This is a genomic window from Reyranella sp. (assembly GCF_965279625.1).
In the GTDB taxonomy this organism is placed as follows: Bacteria; Pseudomonadota; Alphaproteobacteria; order Reyranellales; family Reyranellaceae; genus Reyranella.
Map to the genome: position 1 here is coordinate 4,009,519 of NZ_OZ257251.1, position 17,580 is coordinate 4,027,098.

Sequence of the window (17,580 nt, forward strand, 5' to 3'; positions counted from 1 at the left end):
GATGCGGGCCGTGCTCGTCCTCGTCCTCGTGCTCGTTGCCGGTCCCGTGGCGGCCCAGCAGGTCACGCCCCAGATCGTCGACGATTCGATTCCCCGCTCGCTCACCGGCCAGCCGGGCGATGCCGCGCGCGGGCGCGCGATCGTCGCCAACCGCAGCGTGGGCCTGTGCCTGCTCTGCCATTCCGGCCCGATCGCCGAGGAGCGCTTTCAGGGGGACCTGGCGCCGAGTCTCGCCGGCGCCGGCTCGCGCTGGTCGGAGGGACAATTGCGTCTGCGCATCGTCGACGGGTCGCGTCTCAATGCCGACACGATCATGCCGGCCTACTATCGCACCGAGGGCCTGCACCGGGTCGCTCGCAGCTTCGACGGCAAGACGATCCTCACGGCCGCGCAGGTCGAGGACGTCGTGGCCTACCTCGTCACGTTGAAGGATTGAATGGACCGACGTCGTTTCCTGGCCGGCACAGTCGCCACCACTGCTGCCATCGTCATCGTGCCACTCGCCCCCGCGGCGGCGACGCCTGAAGCCATGGCCGAAGCGATCAAGAAGGTCGTCGGCGCGGCGACGCCAACGCAAGGCCGCGTGAAGCTCGACGTGCCGCCGCTGGTCGAGAACGGCAGCACCGTGCCGCTCACCGTGTCGGTCGACAGTCCGATGACCGCTGCCGACCACGTCAAGGCGATCCATGTCTTCAACGAGAAGAACCCGCAGCCCAATGTCTTCTCCGCGCGCCTCGGGCCGCACAACGGCAAGGCCATCGTCGGAACCCGCATCAAACTCGGCGACAGCCAGCGGATCATCGCTATCGCCGAGACCAGCGACGGCAAATTCTGGAGTGCCGGTGCCGACGTGATCGTGACTCTCGCCGCCTGCCTCGAGGAGGCGACCTGATGTCGAACATCCTGGTGAACGCCCCGAAGACCGCCAAGCGCGGCGACGTCATCGAGATCAAGGCCCTGATCCTGCATCCGATGGAGACCGGGTTCCGGCCCGGTCCCAACGGCCGCATCATTCCGCGCAACATCATCGAGCGCTTCACTGCCACCTGGAACGGCAGCGAGATCTTCACGATGGACATGTCGCCCGCGATCGCCGCCAATCCCTTCGTCTCCTTCTTCGCCAAGGCGAACGAGAGCGGCACGGTGGTCCTGCGCTGGACAGGCGACGAGGACTTTGCCGCCGAGCATCGGGTCGACATCGCCGTCGAATGACCAGGCGACTGCTCGTCATTGGCCTTGGCCTGATATTCGCCGCGTCCTATGCGGCGGCCCAGGCGGGGGGCGACAAGCGGCGTTCCGGCTACCAGGACATGGGCGAGGCCCTGCAGACGATGCAGGACGACGACACCTCCAATCCCGGCATGCTGTTCGTTCAACTCGGCGGCCAACTCTGGGCCAGGCGAGCGGGCGTCGCGGAAAAATCCTGCGCCGACTGCCATGGCGTCGCTGCCGCCAGCATGAAGGGCGTGGCTGTGCGCTATCCTGCCATCCCGCAAGGCGGCGACCGTCCGGTCGATCTCGAAGGCCGAATCAATCTCTGCCGCACCGAACATCAAAAGGCCGAGCCTCTGCCGGCCGAGAACCGTGACCTCCTGGCGCTCACCGCCTATGTCGCGCACCAGTCGCGCGGTCTGCCCATCGCGCCGCCCGACGACCCGCGCCTCGAAGCCTTTCGCGCACAAGGAGCGGAGATCTATCGCCGCCGTCAGGGCCAGCTCAATCTGTCCTGCGCGATCTGCCATGACGACAATGCCGGCAAGAAGCTTGCGGGCATCGCCATTCCGGAGGCGCATCCCACGGGCTATCCCATCTATCGGTTGGAGTGGCAGGCGCTGGGCTCTCTCAAGCGGCGGTTGCGCAACTGCCTCGTCGGTATCCGCGCCGAGGCGTGGCCGCTCGATGCTCCGGAATATACCGCCCTGGAGTTCTACCTGATGGAGCGGGCGAAGGGGCTGAAACTGGAGACACCGGCCGTCCGGCCCTGAGCGAGGCCCTATCGGGAGAATATTCTCCCGCGGACGGGTGCCGGAGTTATTCCTGCCGTCGCGGCCGTCCGATTCGACCGACCGTTTCATTGCTGCAGTAGCGAAGGCGCCCGTACAGTTCCGGCATGCTCAGTTTTGCCAGCACCCTCGTCGCCCGGGCGGCGCGCCTGTTCCAGGCGGCCTACGAAGAGCCCGCTCTCTGGACGATTTCCGCGCAGGGGCGCGTCGTGGGTACGCTGATGTGCGAGGCCGGCGCGTGGCGCCTGTCCTGGTTCGACGGGGCGCCGCCCCGGCTCGTGAACTATGCCGGACGGGTGGATGTGGATGGCGACGCCGAGGCGCTCGCCATCGTGCTCTCCGAGCGGTTGGGCGCGCCGGTGCGCCTGGAGTCTCTTCCGGTCTAGACTACCGAATTGAGTGGGGCGGCCCGCCGCATATGGATATTCGAATCATGGATGCCATCGACAAGAAGATCGTGGCGCTCCTCCAGGAGGATGCGAGCCTTTCGCTGGCGCAGATCGCGCATCGTGTGGGTCTCTCGCAGAGCCCCTGCTGGAAGCGCATCCAGCGGCTGGAGAAGTCCGGCGTCATCCTGAAGCGGGTGGCACTGATCTCGCCCGAGTCGATCGGCATGGGGCTGACCGTCTTCGTGTCGATCGAGACCGGCGACCATTCCTCGGCCTGGCTCTCCAAGTTCGCCAGCACAGTCACGGCCATGCCCGAGGTGATGGAGTTCCATCGCATGGCCGGCGACATCGACTACATGCTGCGCGTCGCGGTTCCCGACATGCAGGCCTATGATCTGTTCTACAAGAAGCTGATCGACACCATGCCGCTCAAGAACGTCACCTCGCGCTTCTCGATGGAGCGCGTGAAGTCGACCACGGCCTATCCGATCGCTTCCGATCTCAAGCCCGTCCGTAAGCGCTAGGCGCTGCCGACGTGAACAGGAGGCGGTCGAGCGCGAGACGGCCCGGCCCGAACTTGGCGAGATAGAGCAGTGCCACAGCCCAGACGCCGTGCGTGTCGAAGGCGTTGGGATAGACGAAGATCTCGATCACCAGGGTCATGCCCAGCAGCGCGAGCGCGGCGGGCCGCGTGAACAGGCCGAGAAACAACAGGATCGGCAGACTGAGCTCCGCCCCCGTCGCGAGGTAGGACGCCAGCTCGGGCGACAGGAGCGGCAACATGTACTCCTCGCGAAACAGCGCGAGGGTCGTACCGCCGGCCCACCCGTCGAGCTTCAGCAGACCCGAGCGCAGGAAGATCGTGCCGACGGAAAGGCGTGCGAGGAGGGCCAGCACCTCGTGCGGGATCTGCGCCAGAAGCGAGTCGAGGCGATGGAGCAGCGCGGTCATGCGGATGGGTCTCCGTAAAGGCCGGCAATGGCGCCGGCGCTGAAGAGCAAAGCGAGCGCGGTCGACAGGTCGAAGCCGTCCGGCACCCTGGCGGTGGCCTCGCCTAGCGGGGTGCCCTCCGCGAGAGCCGTGACCAAGCGGTCGGCGCCCTGCGGCAACAGATGGAGGAAGACTTCCTGGTCCGGCCGGGTGATCAGCGCGATCTCACCGGGAGCGTCCGGGCCGATCCGCCGGACCTCGGCGTCGAGCGTGTTGGTCGTCCAGATCGAGACGATCGGCCAGGGCGAGGCAACGACTAGAGCCGCTGGATGCAGGATCAGCCGCACCGACCCGAGGTCGTCTGCCGCAAGCGCGGCGAGACTGGCGATGGATGACGCCGCCGCATCGGCGGCATGGAAGGCTTCGTGTCGCGCCCATTCGAGACGCGCCACGTCGAGGAGATAGGGCAGATCGGCGGCGGGCTCGAATGTCCCGAGGAAATCGGGGAGGTCGGCGCCGTAGTCCGCGAGGACGGGCGAGCGCGGTGGATGGCGTTCGACGAAGACAAGAGCGGTTGCTTCGAAGAAATCCTCGCCGACTAATCTCTGGATGACGGGGAACTTCGCGGCCAGTGTTGCGACCAGGCTCGCCTTCACGTTGTTGCGATGGACGGCGAAGCGCCGTTCGCGCGTCGGCCCGGCCCTCTCAGCCACCGCCGAGGGCACTTGCAGCTCGGAGTGCAGCAGCGCGTGGGCGAAGGTCTGCTGCGTGCGGGGAAGCGGGAGCATGTCAGGCCGCCCGGACACGAACTTCGTCGGCTGCGCGCAGCAGCGCCTCCGCGCGCGCCACTTCCGCTGCGAGGATCGGCCAGGCCGGCACGCTGGAATCCCACTCGATGAGCGTCGGCAGGGGGCCGAGCCGTGTGATCAGCCGGTGATAGAGGTCCCAGACTTCAGGCGGGACGGGGCGGTCGTGCGTATCGACCAGCAGGGGTTCCTCGGGATCCCCCAGCACGGCATAACCGGCAAGATGGATCTCACCGACATGTTCGACCGGAAACGTGGCGAGATAGGACCGCGGATCGAAGCCGTGATTGGCGGCGGAGACGACGACGTTGTTGACGTCGAGCAGCAGACCGCAGCCGCTGCGTCGTGCGAGTGCCCGCAGGAAATCCGTCTCCGGCATTTCATCCTCGTCGAAGCGGAGATAGGTCGACGGATTCTCGATGAGGATGCGTCGCCCGAGCAACGTCTGGGCCTCGTCGACATGGCGCGTCACCAGCGACAGCGTGGCCTCCGTATAGGGCAGGGGCAGCAGATCGTTCAGGAAGATCCCGTCATGCGTCGACCAGGCGAGATGTTCCGACACGATGAAAGGCTGATAGCGGTCGACCACCGACTTCAGGCGGGCGAGATGGCCGGAGGCCATGCCGCCGGCCGATCCGATCGACAGGCCCACGCCATGCACCGACACGGGATAGAGCGCGCGTACGCGCTCCAGGAAGTGATGCGGCGGACCGCCGGCCCCCATGTGATTTTCGGCATGCACCTCGAACCAGCCGATATCGGGCCGGGCTTCGAGGATGTGCCGCTGGTGTTCGGGCTTCAGCCCGGCACCGGCACGAAGGAGGCAGTCCGCCGTCACGACGAGGCTCTTTACATGGGGGTCAGGGTGCCCTTGCGCTTCATGCCGTCCTTCAGGGTGACGTCCATGGTCGCGCAAGAGCCCTTGGCGACGTACTTCCAGGCCTTGGCGTCGTAATCGGCCTTGGACTGGCCGGCACAGGAATTGTTGCCGGTGGCGGCGCAGTCATTCTTGCCCGCCATCGAAATGCCGTAGCACTTTTCCTTGTCGGTGTTGGCGGTCTGGGCGTTGGCGCCGGACGACATCAGGGCCGCGGCAGCGACGGCGGCGGCAAGGGCGGCAGTGGTGGTACGATTGATCATGGACAAATCCTCCAGGGCTCTCGAGCCAATCTCGGCTCGCAAGAGATCATTCGGGCGTAGCCGCGTCCGCGTTACAGGCGTGCCGCTTTCTTTTTTGTCCAAAGCGCCTGTAATGTTTCGGTCATCCAACACGAATGCGTGAAGAGTGGGCCCGTTGTCCGATCCGGAAGATCTCTCCGCACTCATGCGGGCGGCCCGGAAAGGGGATGACGAGGCCTATCGGCGCCTGCTGCTCCTCGTCGCTTCCTGGTTGCGCGCCGTGGCGTCGCGCGGCCTGGCGGCAGCCGGCCGGCCGAATGCCGATTGCGAGGACATCGTCCAGGAGACTTTGCTGGCCATGCATCTGAAGCGCGACACGTGGGACGAGAGCCAGCCGCTGCAGCCCTGGCTGCGTGCGATCGCGCGCCACAAGCTGGTCGATCATCTACGCCGCCGCGGCTTTACCGATCATGTCGATATCGACGACCATTCCGAAACGCTCGCCGCGCTTGCGGCGGCAGAGGAGGGAAGCGCCCTCGATGCACGACAGATGCTGTCCAGCCTGCCCGAGCGCCAGCGGCGGATCGTGGAAGGAATTTCCATCGAGGGGCAGAGCGCGCGGGACGTGGGTGTACGGATGGGCATGAGCGAAGGCGCCGTCCGGGTCACGCTGCATCGTGCCCTTCGCGCCCTGGCCAATGCCTATCGCAAGGACAGGACATGAAGACCGAGCAGCTCGTGACATCCCTGGTCGCCGACCGCGCCGGTTCGACGAGGCCGCTTGGACGCGCCGTGGGCCGGGCCGTCGTGGCGGGCGCGCTGGTGTCGCTCGTGATCTTCGCGATCGAGTTCGGAACGCGCGTCGACCTGGCAGCTGCCTTCGCGACCTGGCGCTTCGACTTCAAGCTCGTGCTGGTGCTGGCGGCCCTGATGGCTGCTTGCAGCGCCTGCCTTGCGCTGGCGCGGCCGGTCGCCACCGCGCGATGGCGGTGGGCCGTGCTGCCGGTCCTGCTCGTCGCGGCGGTGGCGCTCGGGACCGAACTCGCCGTGCTGCCCGCCAACGCCTGGAAGGCGCGCCTTGTCGGCAGCAATGCGCTCGTGTGCCTGACGGCCATCCCGCTCTTTGCACTCGCGCCCCTGGTGGCCCTGCTGCTGGCGCTACGGCGGGCTGCACCTGCCTCCCCCGCTCTTGCCGGCGCGGCTGCGGGCGCGCTCGCGGCCGCCACCGCGGCGGTCATCTATGCCTTCCACTGTTTCGACGATTCGCCCCTGTTCGTGCTCACCTGGTATTCGCTGGCGGCGATCCCGGTGGTCTTGCTCGGGGCCGCCCTAGGGCGCCGCCTGCTGCGCTGGTAGCAGGCCTCTCACCCGGACTTGCGCAGGGACTCGAAGAGCCGTCGCGCCGGCTTGGGCAGGCGCCGTGCGTCCCGTACATACAGAGCGAGCTCGCGCAGCGACCAGGCCTCTGTAAGACGCAGCGTGGCGAGCGGCAGGGCGCGACGCTGCCGCAAGGCGGTCGCCTCCGGCACGATTCCAATCCCAACGCCCGCCGCCACCATGGCGCAGACTGTATCGAGGCTGCTGACCCGGACACGCAGCCGCAGGGCGCGGCCGAGGCGGGCGGCCTGCATGGCGAGATGCTCGTCGAGCGCGGTGCCGCGCGGCAGGCCGACGAAGTCGAGGTCGAGGAGATCGACAAAGCCGGTCTGTCGCTTGCCCGCCAGCCGATGCCCGGCCGGTACGGCCAGCACCAGCCGATCGGTCCGGAAGGGATGGCTCTCGAGTCCTGGCACCAGCGCGGCCTGCGAACCGATGCCTATATCGGCATCGCCCGCGGCGATGGCGGCGCCGATCACCGGACTCTCGCGATCCTCGAGGTCGATGTCGATCGTCGGATGGGCGGCGAGGAAGGTCGCCAGCAGCGGCGGCAGATGCTCGGAGAGAGCCGACGTATTGGCGAGGATGCGGATGCTGCCCTTCAGGCCGCGCGAATAGGCGCCGAGGTCGCCGCGCATCGTCTCGATCTGCTGCAGCACGATTCGGGCATGGTCGAGCAGGCTGCGGCCTGCGTCGGTCGGCTCGACACCGCGGCGTCCACGCTTCAGCAGGGGGACGCCGAGCAGTTCCTCCATGCCGCGGATGCGCGCACTTGCCGACGCCAAGGCCAGGTGTGCGCGCTCGGCACCGCGCGTGATGCTGCCGGTTTGAGTCACCTGAACGAACAGCCGCAGGTCGGTGAAATCGAAGCGCATGACATTGCTCCATCAGCCTCCGTTTAATCCGAAGGCATATCGCGTATTCTCCGCATTGCGAAGTTCGTCGCGGGTGGCGAGGGTGGCCCATGGAGTTCTCGATCTTCGCCTACATCCTCGCCGTCTTCTTAGTGGCCGGCCTCACCAAGGGTGTCATCGGCCTGGGGCTTCCCACGATTTCGATGGGCCTGCTGGCGATCGTCTTGTCGCCGGTCGAGGCGGCGGCGTTGCTGATCCTGCCGTCGCTGGTCACCAATGTCTGGCAGATGGTGGACGGGCCGCATCTCAAGCCTCTGCTGCGACGGCTCTGGCCGCTGAACCTCGGGGTCTGCCTCGGCACGTGGGCGGGGGCGGCCTTCCTGTCGGGGCTCGGCGGCCCGTATGGTGCGCCGGCGCTCGGGATCGCGCTGATCGCCTATGCGCTGTCGGGTCTGGCCGCGTTGCGGCTTGTCGTGCCGGCCGGTGCGGAAAGGTGGCTGGGACCGGTCGCCGGGGCCAGCACGGGCGCGATCACGGCGGCTACCGGTGTCTTCGTCGTTCCGGCCGTGCCCTACCTTCAGGCCATGGGTCTCACAAAGGATGAACTGGTACAGGCGCTGGGCCTGTCCTTCACCGTCTCGACCGTGGCTCTCGCGGTGACCCTGGCGGGTAGCAACGTCATCGGTCTGGGGCTGGCCTGGCCATCGGTCGCGGGTGTCGCCGTGGCACTTGTGGGCATGAGGTTGGGGCAGACGGTGCGCGCCCGGTTGTCACCTCAGAGCTTCCGCTTGTGGTTCTTCGCCGGGCTTCTGGGGCTCGGCGCCTATCTCGCAGCGCGCGGGCTGCTCTGAGCCGCCGATGGACGATCGAGGAGGCCGGGTCTAGCTTCCGGAACCGTTTAATTCCTGGAGCGTTTCCATGGCCGTGCACGCCCTCAAAACTTCAAAAGTTGCCAACCTCCGGTCCAACGTCTCGCCCGAGGAGTGGCAGGCGCGCGTCGACTTGGCGGCCTGTTACCGGTTGGTCGACCTGTACGGCATGTCCGACCTGATCGCGAACCACATCTCGGTGCGGGTACCGGGCGAGCATGACGCCTTCCTCATTAACGCCTATGGACTGCTTTACGAAGAGATCACGGCGTCGAGCCTCCTGAAGATCGACCACGAGGGCAACATCCTGGCGAAGCCGGAGTTCGACGGCGGCCTGGAGTACGGCGTCAACCGCGCCGGCTTCGTGATCCACAGCGCCATCCACATGGGTAAGCCGGATGTCGGCTGCGTGCTCCACACCCATACCTGGCCGGGCATGGCGGTCTCGACCATGGAATGCGGCCTGCTGCCCAACACGCAGACCTCGATGCGCTTCGCCAAGATCAGCTATCACGATTTCGACGGCGTCGTCCTCGACCTTGCGGCGCGCGAGGCGCTGGTGAAGAGCCTGGGCGACAACAATGCGATGATTCTGCGCAACCACGGCCTGCTGACGACCGGTGCCACGATTCCCGAGGCGTTCAACGCCATGCATCGGCTGGAGCTGAGCTGCAAGACGCAGCTCGCGGCCATGTCGTGCAACACCAAGCTGATCGACGTCCCGGCCGAGGTGGTCGAGGCGACCTACATGAACTACCAGCCGAAGACCCGGCGGCCGTTCGGCCTGCTGGACTGGCCGGCTCTCCTTCGGAAGCTCGACCGGATCGATCCGGGCTTCCGCGACTGATTGGATACGCCGCACAGCTCCGTACGCGCCTTCGCCGCCGTTGCCAGTGGATACTGGACGGCGCCGGGTTATCGCGCCGTTGCCTGGATGCTCACCGGCGGCCTGCTGCTCCTGGGCGTCGCCAATGTCGGCATCGCGCTTTGGCTGAACATCTGGAACCGTGATTTCTTCAACGCGCTCGACAAACGCGACGTCGTGGAACTCATGCGGCTGCTGTGGGTGCTGGCCGCCATCGTCGTTTCCGCGGGCGTGGCGGTGGCGATCCAGCTCCACGTCAAGCGGCGGCTGCAGATCAATTGGCGCTCCTGGCTGTCGCACGTCACGGTGCTGCGCTGGCTGCACGCCGGCCGCCAGTACCAGCTCGGCATGCTGGCCGACGAAGTCGACAATCCCGATGGGCGTATCGCCGAAGATATCCGCGTCTCGACCGAACTCGCCGTCGAGTTCGCGCAGAGCATCCTGCAGTGCGTGCTGCAGCTGGTCACCTTCCTCAGCGTGCTGTGGGTCCTGTCGGGCACGATGCCGATCAGGCTGTTTGGCCTGGAGTTCGACCTTCCCGGCTACATGGTGTGGGCCGCCGTGGCTTATGCGCTCGTCGGCTCGCTGCTCACCTATTTCCTCGGGCGTGGCCTGATCCATGCCGGCAACATCCGCCAGAGTCGCGAGGCCGATTTCCGGTCCGGGCTGACGCGGGCCCGCGAGCATGCCGAAGGCATCGCCCTGATGCGCGGCGAAAACGACGAGCGCGAGCGGCTGCGCAGCTCGCTCTTCGACCTGCGCACGGCCTGGAACGTCCAGACGCGCGGGCAGGGCAATCTCTCCCTGCTCACCAGCTCGCTCGCCTATCTCGCCCCGATCGTGCCGTTGATCGTTGCGCTGCCACGCTACCTTGGCGGTGAGATCGCGCTGGGCGGCCTGATGCAGACGGCGCAAGCCTTCTCCAGCGTGCAGTGGGCGCTGTCCTGGCTGATCGACAACTTCCCGAAGTTCGCCGAGTGGCGCGCTTCGACCGATCGTGTCGTGCATCTCCATGTGGCGCTGACCGATCTCGAGGAAAGCAGCGAGGCGCCCGACGACGCGCGAATCGTGGTCCATCCCGCAGGCGAGTCGGACCGCCTCGTCATGCGTGAGCTGGGCGTGTCCCGCCCCAACGGCCAGATGCTTGTCGCGGAGGCAGAGGTCGAGATCCAGCGCGCCGAACGGGTTCTGATCCGCGGCAAGTCGGGCAGCGGCAAGAGCACGATCATGCGGGCGGTCGCCGGAGTGTGGCCGTGGGGGCGGGGCGCCATCCACCTGCCCACGGGTGCGATCACGTTCATGCCGCAGAAGCCCTATTTCCCGCTGGGCACCCTGCGTGACGCGATGCTCTATCCGGCCGAGCCCGAGGGCGGAATCAGTGACGACGTGCTGAAGGACATGCTGCACGAGGTGGGCCTCGATCATCTCCGCGATCGCCTCGACGAAACCGAGCGCTGGGACCACATCCTGTCCGGCGGCGAACAGCAGCGCGTGGCCTTTGCCCGCGTGCTGGTCCACAAGCCCGACTGGATCTTCATGGACGAAGCCACCTCTGCGCTTGACGAGGCCGGCCAGGAAAACGTCATGAAGCTCCTGATCGAAAAGCTGCCGGAGACGTCGGTCGTCAGCATCGGGCATCGCCCCGGACTCGAAGTCTTCCATACGCGGGAACTGACCCTCGAGGCCGGTGCCGACGGCACCACGCTCCGCGCCGATGCCAGCAAGCGGTCGCTGGGCGACCTCTACCGCAAGATGGCGGCGGTCAGCCGCACTGTGCCGCGCGACCCTGGATTCTGGGCCAACGTACGGTCCAATCTGCTGGGCCGCTGACGCAGGGCCTTCCGCTAGAGTACTTCGTGGAAGCCGATCGCGATCCGCTCGGGCGCGCGCGTGGCGACGCCGACGAAGGTCGCCTGCTCCAGCCATTTGAGCGTCGGCTCCGCCGTTTCGAAGCGTGGCGCCGTCCGGAAGTGATAGCTGCCGGGAGGCGGCAACTCTCCCTGGGCCATGCGTGCGAGAATCTCCGGGCTTGCCACGCGCAGCCCTTCGTTCTGCACATAGACGAGGGCGCCCGAGGTGCTGCGGATCGTGTAGCGCGCCACGACTTCGATCGTGCCGTCGAGCCGGACGATCTGCCAGTCGGCGCCGCCGGGCAGGATCTCGCCCGCGAGCCGCGGGCCGTGCACTTCACCGCCCAGGATGTCGATGATGCGCCGATGGCCGCGTGCCGTGTGGCCGAGATCCTGGACCGGACCCACCTTCGCCTTGATGGCGAAGGCGAAGCTGAGCACCGGCGGCGTTGCAATGAAGCTGTCGACGTCGTGCATCGCCTCACCTGACCGAGTAGACGAACGAGCCGCCGGTCGAGCGGCCGCTTCCCGTGGCGGAGGGAATGCTCATGGCTTCATAGACGAACAGGATGAAATCGCTGAAGGCCTTGCGCCCATCGAAGGGGGCCTGCCCCGGAACGGCAGGGCATCTGCCTCCGGCGACGCCGCACACGTAGAAGGTCGTTGTCTCATACGAGCCGACCTTGACCAGGTCGCCGGTTTTTTCGTCCGCCGAGCGGATGAAATGGTACTTCAGGTTCGGATTGACGTAGGGACGAAGGTTGGACGCATTGAGATCGTCGATGCACACGATGCAGTTGGGACCCTGGGTGAACGTCGGGTCCGCGTGAATCACACGGGTGCGCGAGGGGCCGGCATGATTGTCCCGGCAGCCATACAACTTGAAGATCACGTTGCCTGACTGCGGCGAGACCGCCTGCGCCTGGAGCGGATACTCGCAGAGGAACTGTTTCTCCGCCTCCTCCTGGCTGAGGGCGGTGTTCGGGTCACTGTGCGGCAAGGTGCCCGTGGCATACTGGTAGAGCGTCCGCAGGCGGCCCAGCTGGTTCGACGAATTGGCTGGAACCATCGTCCAGCTCTGGTTCCAGGCGTCGGTCACCTGGAGACCCAGCGAGGGACTGGCGGCGCCCAGCGTGCTCGTGGACTGGACGTTCGGGCGGGTTCCGCTTGTGACCCTCGTGGCGGTGGCCAGGGAAGGGCCCAGAGGCACGCTGATCGTGGGCGATACCGAATTGGCCGTTTGCGCGACGCCGATCGAAATCGTCACCTGCGAGGGAACGAATTCCGGATCGGCGATCGCCTGCGAGAGATTGAAAAAGATCTGTCTCTTCTGCAGGGAGTTCAGCGAGGAGGCGAGATCCGCCGTATTGTAGTTCAGCTGGGTGCTGGCGCAGGCGGAAGCCAGCAGACACATCCCGACGCAAACGATGTGTCGAATTGACACGATGCCCCCCAACATGCACGCCCCCGCGGCAAACGCTCTTGAAAGTCATTCAAGTCTAGAAGGTCAGGCGCGCGCCATCCAGTTGAATGGCGCGCGTCGTCGCAATCTATTGGAGTTCGACTCACCCCGCGTTGGACTTCCCCAGCAGGTGATCGGAGATGATGCGCTGCTGGATCTCCGACGTGCCTTCGAAGATCTTGGTGAGACGCGCATCGCGCCAATAGCGCTCGACCGCGTGCAGCGTGGTGTAGCCCGCCCCGCCGAACACCTGCAGTGCTTCCGACGTCACCCGCTCGGCCATCTCGGACGCGAAGAACTTCACCATCGCTGCTTCCTTGTCGCAGCGGCGCTTCTGATCGATCTCGTCGCAGACGAAGTACATGAGCTGGCGCGCTGCCTCGATCTCGGTCGCCATGCGGGCGAGACGAAAGCGCGTGTTCTGGAAGTCGCCGATCGCCTGGCCGAACTGCCGCCGTTCCTGGGCATAGGCAGTGGCGTCCTCGAGCGCGCCGCGGGCGAGGCCGATGGCTCGGGCGGCCGTATGGGCGCGGGCACGTTCGAGGCCTGCCGAGATATAATAGAAGGCACGGCCTTCCTCGCCGATCAGCGCCGAGCCGGGCAGCCGGCACTCGTCGAAGGCCAGCTCCCAGGTCTTCCAGCCGAAATAGCCGATCTTGGGAATCGGCGCGCCCTTTACGCCCGGCGGCAGCGTGCCCCTGGGCTTCTCGATCAAAAAGGAGGAGAGACCGACATGCTTGCGCTTGGGATCGGGCGGGTCGGAGGTGCGGGCCACCAGCATGATGTAGTCGGCCCCGTCGGCGAAGGTGCACCAGTATTTGTTGCCGGTGATCACCCAGTCGTCGCCGTCCCTGCGCGCGCGGCAGGCGATGCTGCCCAGATCCGAGCCGACATTGGGTTCGGACATGGCCGCGGCGCCCAGAAATTCACCGCGGGCGGCGCGGGGCAAGAAGACCTCGCGCTGGGCGTCGGTCATGCCGCGGCCGGCGCTGAGCCCGTTGCCGCGGGCGATGATGGAGGCGACACTCATCCAGCCGCGCGCCAGTTCCTCGGTGATCAGGCAATATTCGAAGACGCCGAGGCCCAGCCCGCCATACTGTTCGGGGATGACGATGCCGAAATATCCCATGTCGGCCAGCTTCTGGATCAGCTCCGGCGGGATGTCGCCCTTCTCCGGGTCGAGCCTGTTGGCCACCGGCAGCACTTCCTTCATGACGAAGGCGCGCGCCGTCTCCTGGATCATGCGGCGCTCGTCGGTCATGTAACCCATGTCATTTCCCCGTTTCTTGCATCGGCATCGTAGCGAACTTCGAGGAGATCACAGTGCGCAGAATCATGCTCGGCGCTACGGCGCTTTTTCTCTATGCGGCATCGGCCGTTTTCCCGGCGGCGGCACAGGATTGGCCGACCCGGCCGATCACCATCGTCATGGGCTTCCCGCCGGGTTCCGGCACCGACGTGGTCGCGCGCATTCTGCAGCCTCTGCTCGACAAGGCGCTCGGCCAGCGCATCGTGATCGATTACAAGGCAGGGGCCGGCGGCAACGTTGCGTCCGACTTCGTCGCGAAGGCCAAACCTGACGGCTACACCTTCCTGCTGGGGACGGCCGGTACGCACGGCATCAATGCCGCCCTCTACAGCAAGCTTCCGTTCGAGGTCGAAAAGGACTTCACGCCAATCTCGACCCTGGTCGACGTCTCGAACGTGCTGGCGATCAATCCCAAGGCGATCGACGCCAAGGACGTGAAGGATTTCATCGCCAAGGTTAAGGCCGCGCCCGGCAAGTACAACTATGCCTCGACCGGCAATGGCGCAGGTACGCACCTGGCCTTTGCCGAATTCGTCGCCAAGGCTGGGCTCGACATGGTGCATGTGCCGTACAAGGGCTCGCCCGACGCCATCCAGTCGGTGCTGAACGGCGACACCTGCTGCATCTTCGCCCAGGTGCAGATCGCGATGCCGCAGGCGGCGGCGGGCAAGATGAGACTGCTGGGCGTCTCGACCAAGCAGCGCGTGCCGGCCATTCCCGACGTGCCGACGATCGACGAGGCGGGACTGCCGGGCTTCGACAGCTACACCTGGTTCGGCGTCTTCGGACCGAAGGGCCTCGATCCGGCGATCGCGCAGAAAATGAACCTGGCGATCAAGGCGGCGCTGGCCGATCCCGATGCCCAGAAGAAGCTGATCGAGCTCGGCAACACGCCGCGCTATGAAACGATCGAGCAGTTCCAGGCGACGGTGTCGCGCGACCGCGCCAAGTGGGCCGATGTCGTGAAGACAGTGGGCGCCAAGGTCGAGTGATCCGGAGACGAGGAGACGATCGATGCGAAGGATGATTCTTTCAATGGCGCTTGGTGCAGCCATGGTTCTCCAGTCGGGCCATGCCATGGCCGGCAAGGACCTCGATGCCGTCCGGGCGCGCGGCCAGCTCGTCTGCGGCGTGGCCGTGGGCGGCATTGCCGGCTTCATGACGGTCGACAACCAGGGCAAATGGACGGGCATGAATGTCGACATCTGCCGCGCCGTCTCCGCCGCGCTCTTCGGCGAGTCCGAGAAGGTGAAGTACGTGCCGCTGTCGGGCCAGCAGCGCTTCACGGCCTTGCAGGCGGGCGAAGTCGACCTCCTGTCGAACAACTCGACCTGGACCCTGACGCGCGATACCGCGCTCGGCCTCGATTTCGTGGGCGTGACCTACTATGACGGGCAGGGCTTCATGGTGCCGAAGAAGCTCGGCGTCAAAAGCGCCAAGGAACTGAACGGCGCCTCGATCTGCGTCCTGACCGGCAGCACGTCCGAGCTCAACATCGCCGACTACTTTCGCACCAATAAGATGAGCTTCAAGCCGGTCCTCTTCGAGGATCCCGACCAGAGCCGCAGTGCCTTCTTCAGCGGCCGGTGCGACGCCTATTCGGGCGACCAGGCTCGCCTCTACGCGACGCGCGTCGCCAACGCGCCGAATCCCGATGATTACATCGTGCTGCCGGAGGTCATCTCGAAGGAGCCGCTCGGACCGGTCGTGCGCCACGGCGACAATCAGTTCGAGGATATCGTGCGCTGGACGCAGTTTGCGATGGTCGAGGCAGAGGAATACGGCATCACCTCGAAGAACGTCGACGAGATGCTGAAGAGCGACAACCCCACGATCAAGCGCATCCTCGGCGTCACGCCCGGCATGGGCAAGGCGCTCGGCGTCGACGAGAAGTGGGTCTACAACATCATCAAGCAGGTCGGGAATTACGGCGAGAGTTTCGAGCGCAATGTCGGCTCGGGCTCACTCCTCAAGATCCCGCGCGGCCAGAACGCCCTGTGGACCCAGGGCGGCCTGCAGTACGCGCCGCCCATTCGATAGAGCCAAAGGGGTCCCGTAGTCTCTTCACTCTGCACCTTCGGTGCTCCGGTCGAGACGACGGAGTTCGTTCTCCGCTCGACCCGTAAGTCATCCACTCAAAGCCTCAGTGGGCGTCCTCGCGGATCATCGCCGCGCCCTTTTCGCCGATCATGATGGTCGGCGCGTTGGTGTTGCCGGTCGTCAGCGTCGGCATCACCGAGGCGTCGATGACCCGCAGCCCCTGGATCCCGTTCACGCGCAGGCGCGAATCGACGACCGCGCGCGGGTCTTCGCCCATCTTGCAGGTGCCAACCGGGTGATAGAGTGTGTTGCCGGCGCGCCGGGCATAGGCCAGTAGGTCGGCATCGGTCTTCACATCGGGACCGGGCTGGATCTCGCCGCTGCTGTGCTGGGTGAGAGCGGGCGCGGCGAAGATGCTGCGCACATGACGGAAGCCGCCCAGCAGCGCCAGCTCGTCGGTATGCGTGGTGAGATAGTTCGGCTTGATCTGCGGTCGCGCGAAAGGATCGGCCGAGGCCGCCATGATCGTGCCGCGGCTGTCGGGCTTCACGACGCAGACGACGCAGCTCATGCCGGGCTGCTCGTCGAGCTGGCCGAACTTCAGCGGATGCGAGCTGCCCGGTGTGAACAGGAGCTGCAGGTCTGGCGAGGCGAGGCCTTCGCGGCTGTCGCAGAAGACCTGCGCCGTCGTCACGCCGAAGGTGAGGGCGCCTCGACCGGTGAAGGCGAAGCGCAGGATCTCCGGCAGCACCCGCGGGAAACGCGAGACCTCGTTGACCGTTTCGAGACCCTTAACGCGATGCACGACGCGCACGACATAGTGGTCGATCAGGTTGGCGCCGACGCCGGGCAGGTCTTGCACGACCGGGATGCCGAGCGACTGCAGGTGCGACGCCGGGCCAACGCCGGAAATCTGCAGGATGTGCGGTGAGTTGACGGCGCCACCGGAGACGATGACCTCGCGGTTGGCCCGCACTTCGGTCAGGTTGCCGCCGCGCTGGAAGGTGACGCCGACGCAGCGCTTGCCCTCGAACATGAGCTTGCCGCCCTGGGCATTCGTCTCGACCCGCAGGTTGGGCCGGCTGCGCGCTTCGCGGAGATAGGTCTGGGCCGTCGAGCCACGCCAGCGGCCACGCCGGGTCATCTGCGAATAGCCGACACCCTGGCGGGTCTTGCCGTTGAGATCGGGATTGAACGGGAAGCCAGCCTGCTGCGCGCCTTCGACGAAGCGATGGGTGAGGGGCAGGATGGTGCGGTAGTCCTCGACCTTGAGGGGGCCGTCCTGGCCACGCACCTCCTTGTCGCCACCCTGCACGTACTGCTCGGACTTCATGAAGTAGGGCAGGACGTCGTCGTAGCTCCAGCCGCGGCAGCCCATCTGCGCCCAGTTGTCGAAGTCGGCCGGGGCGCCGCGTACATAGAGCATTCCGTTGATCGAACTCGAGCCGCCTAGCGTTCGCCCGCGCGGCCACTCGATACGGCGATCGCCCGAACCCTTCTCCGGCTCGGTCGTATAGTTCCAGTTCACGAGCGGATTGCGGATCAGCGAGCGGATGCCGGCCGGTATGTGGATCATCGGGTGCCAGTCGCTCGGACCGGCCTCGAGCAGGATCACCGACGCGCCGGTCTCGCTCAGTCGCGCCGCGACCGTGCAGCCGGCTGATCCCGCGCCGACGACGACATAATCCGCCTGCATGTCTCTTCCCC

22 protein-coding genes are annotated in these 17,580 nt (G+C 66.2%); 13 read left to right on the top strand and 9 right to left on the bottom strand.

Annotation, left to right across the window (positions count from 1 at the left end; translation table 11 throughout):
* Window position 1 precedes the first annotated feature (1 nt).
* The 6 genes from soxX (at window position 2) to ACQY78_RS19530 (ending at window position 2,916) form a co-directional block, all read left to right on the top strand.
* Window positions 2-436 carry a sulfur oxidation c-type cytochrome SoxX gene (gene soxX, locus ACQY78_RS19505; protein WP_428677778.1) on the top strand — a complete coding sequence of 145 codons (435 nt, stop codon included), beginning with the start codon at window positions 2-4 and terminating at the stop codon, window positions 434-436.
* The gene (locus tag ACQY78_RS19510) at window positions 437-892 is read left to right on the top strand and encodes a SoxY-related AACIE arm protein (protein WP_428677780.1); all 456 of its coding nucleotides are present in this window, start codon (window positions 437-439) and stop codon (window positions 890-892) included. It begins immediately after the preceding gene.
* Window positions 892-1,212 (top strand): thiosulfate oxidation carrier complex protein SoxZ, encoded by a 321-nt coding sequence (gene soxZ / locus ACQY78_RS19515; RefSeq protein WP_428677782.1) that lies wholly within the window; start codon window positions 892-894, stop codon window positions 1,210-1,212. The genes ACQY78_RS19510 and soxZ overlap by 1 nt, the downstream gene beginning before the upstream one ends.
* Window positions 1,209-1,985: a sulfur oxidation c-type cytochrome SoxA gene (gene soxA, locus ACQY78_RS19520; RefSeq protein WP_428677784.1), complete on the top strand. Its 777-nt coding sequence runs from the start codon at window positions 1,209-1,211 to the stop codon at window positions 1,983-1,985. Before soxZ ends, soxA begins: the two co-directional genes overlap by 4 nt.
* 125 nt (window positions 1,986-2,110) lie before the next feature.
* Window positions 2,111-2,389 (top strand): hypothetical protein, encoded by a 279-nt coding sequence (locus tag ACQY78_RS19525; RefSeq protein WP_428677786.1) that lies wholly within the window; start codon window positions 2,111-2,113, stop codon window positions 2,387-2,389.
* Between the two features lie 47 nt (window positions 2,390-2,436).
* The gene (locus ACQY78_RS19530) at window positions 2,437-2,916 is read left to right on the top strand and encodes an Lrp/AsnC family transcriptional regulator (RefSeq protein WP_428677787.1); all 480 of its coding nucleotides are present in this window, start codon (window positions 2,437-2,439) and stop codon (window positions 2,914-2,916) included.
* On the opposite strand, the gene ACQY78_RS19535 is transcribed toward ACQY78_RS19530, so the two are convergent.
* From ACQY78_RS19535 to ACQY78_RS19550, 4 genes are read right to left on the bottom strand one after another with little or no spacing between them, the layout of a single operon-like run.
* Complete coding sequence (locus ACQY78_RS19535) at window positions 2,894-3,343, bottom strand: DoxX family protein (protein WP_428677788.1); 450 nt, start codon at window positions 3,341-3,343, stop codon at window positions 2,894-2,896. The genes ACQY78_RS19530 and ACQY78_RS19535 overlap by 23 nt on opposite strands.
* A complete protein-coding gene (locus tag ACQY78_RS19540; protein ID WP_428677790.1) occupies window positions 3,340-4,110 on the bottom strand; it encodes a DNA-binding domain-containing protein in 771 nt (256 codons plus the stop codon). The genes ACQY78_RS19535 and ACQY78_RS19540 overlap by 4 nt, the downstream gene beginning before the upstream one ends.
* Before the next feature lies 1 nt (window position 4,111).
* On the bottom strand, window positions 4,112-4,966 hold the full coding sequence (locus ACQY78_RS19545) for a DUF692 domain-containing protein (protein ID WP_428677791.1): 855 nt from the start codon (window positions 4,964-4,966) through the stop codon (window positions 4,112-4,114).
* A gap of 11 nt (window positions 4,967-4,977) precedes the next feature.
* A complete protein-coding gene (locus ACQY78_RS19550) occupies window positions 4,978-5,268 on the bottom strand; it encodes a DUF2282 domain-containing protein (protein ID WP_428677792.1) in 291 nt (96 codons plus the stop codon).
* A gap of 154 nt (window positions 5,269-5,422) precedes the next feature.
* Here ACQY78_RS19550 and ACQY78_RS19555 point away from each other — a divergent pair, with 154 nt between their 5' ends.
* Together ACQY78_RS19555 and ACQY78_RS19560 are read left to right on the top strand one after the other, a co-directional pair.
* Window positions 5,423-5,971, top strand: a complete 549-nt coding sequence (locus tag ACQY78_RS19555) for a sigma-70 family RNA polymerase sigma factor (protein ID WP_428677793.1) — start codon at window positions 5,423-5,425, stop codon at window positions 5,969-5,971.
* The gene (locus ACQY78_RS19560) at window positions 5,968-6,603 is read left to right on the top strand and encodes an NrsF family protein (protein ID WP_428677794.1); all 636 of its coding nucleotides are present in this window, start codon (window positions 5,968-5,970) and stop codon (window positions 6,601-6,603) included. Before ACQY78_RS19555 ends, ACQY78_RS19560 begins: the two co-directional genes overlap by 4 nt.
* A gap of 8 nt (window positions 6,604-6,611) precedes the next feature.
* Here ACQY78_RS19560 and ACQY78_RS19565 read toward each other — a convergent pair whose 3' ends face one another.
* Complete coding sequence (locus ACQY78_RS19565) at window positions 6,612-7,499, bottom strand: LysR substrate-binding domain-containing protein (RefSeq protein ID WP_428677795.1); 888 nt, start codon at window positions 7,497-7,499, stop codon at window positions 6,612-6,614.
* 89 nt (window positions 7,500-7,588) lie between these two features.
* On the opposite strand from ACQY78_RS19565, the gene ACQY78_RS19570 reads away from it, so the two are divergent.
* The 3 genes from ACQY78_RS19570 to ACQY78_RS19580 all read left to right on the top strand — a co-directional run bounded on the left by ACQY78_RS19570 (window position 7,589) and on the right by ACQY78_RS19580 (window position 11,042).
* Window positions 7,589-8,329, top strand: coding sequence for a sulfite exporter TauE/SafE family protein (locus ACQY78_RS19570; protein WP_428677796.1), 741 nt, complete (start codon window positions 7,589-7,591; stop codon window positions 8,327-8,329).
* A 67-nt stretch (window positions 8,330-8,396) separates the two neighbouring features.
* Window positions 8,397-9,194, top strand: coding sequence for a class II aldolase/adducin family protein (locus ACQY78_RS19575; protein WP_428677798.1), 798 nt, complete (start codon window positions 8,397-8,399; stop codon window positions 9,192-9,194).
* Entirely contained in the window at window positions 9,195-11,042 is a 1,848-nt protein-coding gene (locus ACQY78_RS19580; protein WP_428677799.1) for an ABC transporter ATP-binding protein/permease, read from the top strand. It abuts the gene before it with no gap.
* Between the two features lie 14 nt (window positions 11,043-11,056).
* On the opposite strand, the gene ACQY78_RS19585 is transcribed toward ACQY78_RS19580, so the two are convergent.
* From ACQY78_RS19585 to ACQY78_RS19595, 3 genes are all read right to left on the bottom strand, one after another.
* Entirely contained in the window at window positions 11,057-11,539 is a 483-nt protein-coding gene (locus tag ACQY78_RS19585) for a DUF3237 domain-containing protein (RefSeq protein WP_428677801.1), read from the bottom strand.
* Between the two features lie 4 nt (window positions 11,540-11,543).
* Window positions 11,544-12,506 (bottom strand): hypothetical protein, encoded by a 963-nt coding sequence (locus ACQY78_RS19590; protein WP_428677803.1) that lies wholly within the window; start codon window positions 12,504-12,506, stop codon window positions 11,544-11,546.
* 121 nt (window positions 12,507-12,627) lie between these two features.
* The gene (locus ACQY78_RS19595) at window positions 12,628-13,794 is read right to left on the bottom strand and encodes an acyl-CoA dehydrogenase family protein (protein WP_428677804.1); all 1,167 of its coding nucleotides are present in this window, start codon (window positions 13,792-13,794) and stop codon (window positions 12,628-12,630) included.
* A gap of 53 nt (window positions 13,795-13,847) precedes the next feature.
* On the opposite strand from ACQY78_RS19595, the gene ACQY78_RS19600 reads away from it, so the two are divergent.
* Both ACQY78_RS19600 and ACQY78_RS19605 read left to right on the top strand, forming a co-directional pair.
* Window positions 13,848-14,825, top strand: coding sequence for a Bug family tripartite tricarboxylate transporter substrate binding protein (locus ACQY78_RS19600; protein WP_428677806.1), 978 nt, complete (start codon window positions 13,848-13,850; stop codon window positions 14,823-14,825).
* A gap of 22 nt (window positions 14,826-14,847) precedes the next feature.
* A complete protein-coding gene (locus ACQY78_RS19605; protein ID WP_428677808.1) occupies window positions 14,848-15,873 on the top strand; it encodes an amino acid ABC transporter substrate-binding protein in 1,026 nt (341 codons plus the stop codon).
* A 103-nt stretch (window positions 15,874-15,976) separates the two neighbouring features.
* Here ACQY78_RS19605 and ACQY78_RS19610 read toward each other — a convergent pair whose 3' ends face one another.
* Window positions 15,977-17,569 (bottom strand): GMC family oxidoreductase, encoded by a 1,593-nt coding sequence (locus tag ACQY78_RS19610; RefSeq protein WP_428677810.1) that lies wholly within the window; start codon window positions 17,567-17,569, stop codon window positions 15,977-15,979.
* Window positions 17,570-17,580: the final 11 nt, after the last annotated feature.

Excerpts from the sequence above, each read along its gene's own strand:
- soxX (WP_428677778.1), top strand. The coding sequence starts at position 2 with ATGCGGGCCGTGCTCGTCCTCGTCCTCGTGCTCGTTGCCGGTCCCGTG.
- ACQY78_RS19510 (WP_428677780.1), top strand. The coding sequence starts at position 437 with ATGGACCGACGTCGTTTCCTGGCCGGCACAGTCGCCACCACTGCTGCC.
- soxZ (WP_428677782.1), top strand. The coding sequence starts at position 892 with ATGTCGAACATCCTGGTGAACGCCCCGAAGACCGCCAAGCGCGGCGAC.
- soxA (WP_428677784.1), top strand. The coding sequence starts at position 1,209 with ATGACCAGGCGACTGCTCGTCATTGGCCTTGGCCTGATATTCGCCGCG.
- ACQY78_RS19525 (WP_428677786.1), top strand. The coding sequence starts at position 2,111 with ATGCTCAGTTTTGCCAGCACCCTCGTCGCCCGGGCGGCGCGCCTGTTC.
- ACQY78_RS19530 (WP_428677787.1), top strand. The coding sequence starts at position 2,437 with ATGGATGCCATCGACAAGAAGATCGTGGCGCTCCTCCAGGAGGATGCG.
- ACQY78_RS19535 (WP_428677788.1), bottom strand. The coding sequence starts at position 3,343 with ATGACCGCGCTGCTCCATCGCCTCGACTCGCTTCTGGCGCAGATCCCG.
- ACQY78_RS19540 (WP_428677790.1), bottom strand. The coding sequence starts at position 4,110 with ATGCTCCCGCTTCCCCGCACGCAGCAGACCTTCGCCCACGCGCTGCTG.
- ACQY78_RS19550 (WP_428677792.1), bottom strand. The coding sequence starts at position 5,268 with ATGATCAATCGTACCACCACTGCCGCCCTTGCCGCCGCCGTCGCTGCC.
- ACQY78_RS19560 (WP_428677794.1), top strand. The coding sequence starts at position 5,968 with ATGAAGACCGAGCAGCTCGTGACATCCCTGGTCGCCGACCGCGCCGGT.
- ACQY78_RS19565 (WP_428677795.1), bottom strand. The coding sequence starts at position 7,499 with ATGCGCTTCGATTTCACCGACCTGCGGCTGTTCGTTCAGGTGACTCAA.
- ACQY78_RS19570 (WP_428677796.1), top strand. The coding sequence starts at position 7,589 with ATGGAGTTCTCGATCTTCGCCTACATCCTCGCCGTCTTCTTAGTGGCC.
- ACQY78_RS19575 (WP_428677798.1), top strand. The coding sequence starts at position 8,397 with ATGGCCGTGCACGCCCTCAAAACTTCAAAAGTTGCCAACCTCCGGTCC.
- ACQY78_RS19585 (WP_428677801.1), bottom strand. The coding sequence starts at position 11,539 with ATGCACGACGTCGACAGCTTCATTGCAACGCCGCCGGTGCTCAGCTTC.
- ACQY78_RS19595 (WP_428677804.1), bottom strand. The coding sequence starts at position 13,794 with ATGGGTTACATGACCGACGAGCGCCGCATGATCCAGGAGACGGCGCGC.
- ACQY78_RS19605 (WP_428677808.1), top strand. The coding sequence starts at position 14,848 with ATGCGAAGGATGATTCTTTCAATGGCGCTTGGTGCAGCCATGGTTCTC.
- ACQY78_RS19610 (WP_428677810.1), bottom strand. The coding sequence starts at position 17,569 with ATGCAGGCGGATTATGTCGTCGTCGGCGCGGGATCAGCCGGCTGCACG.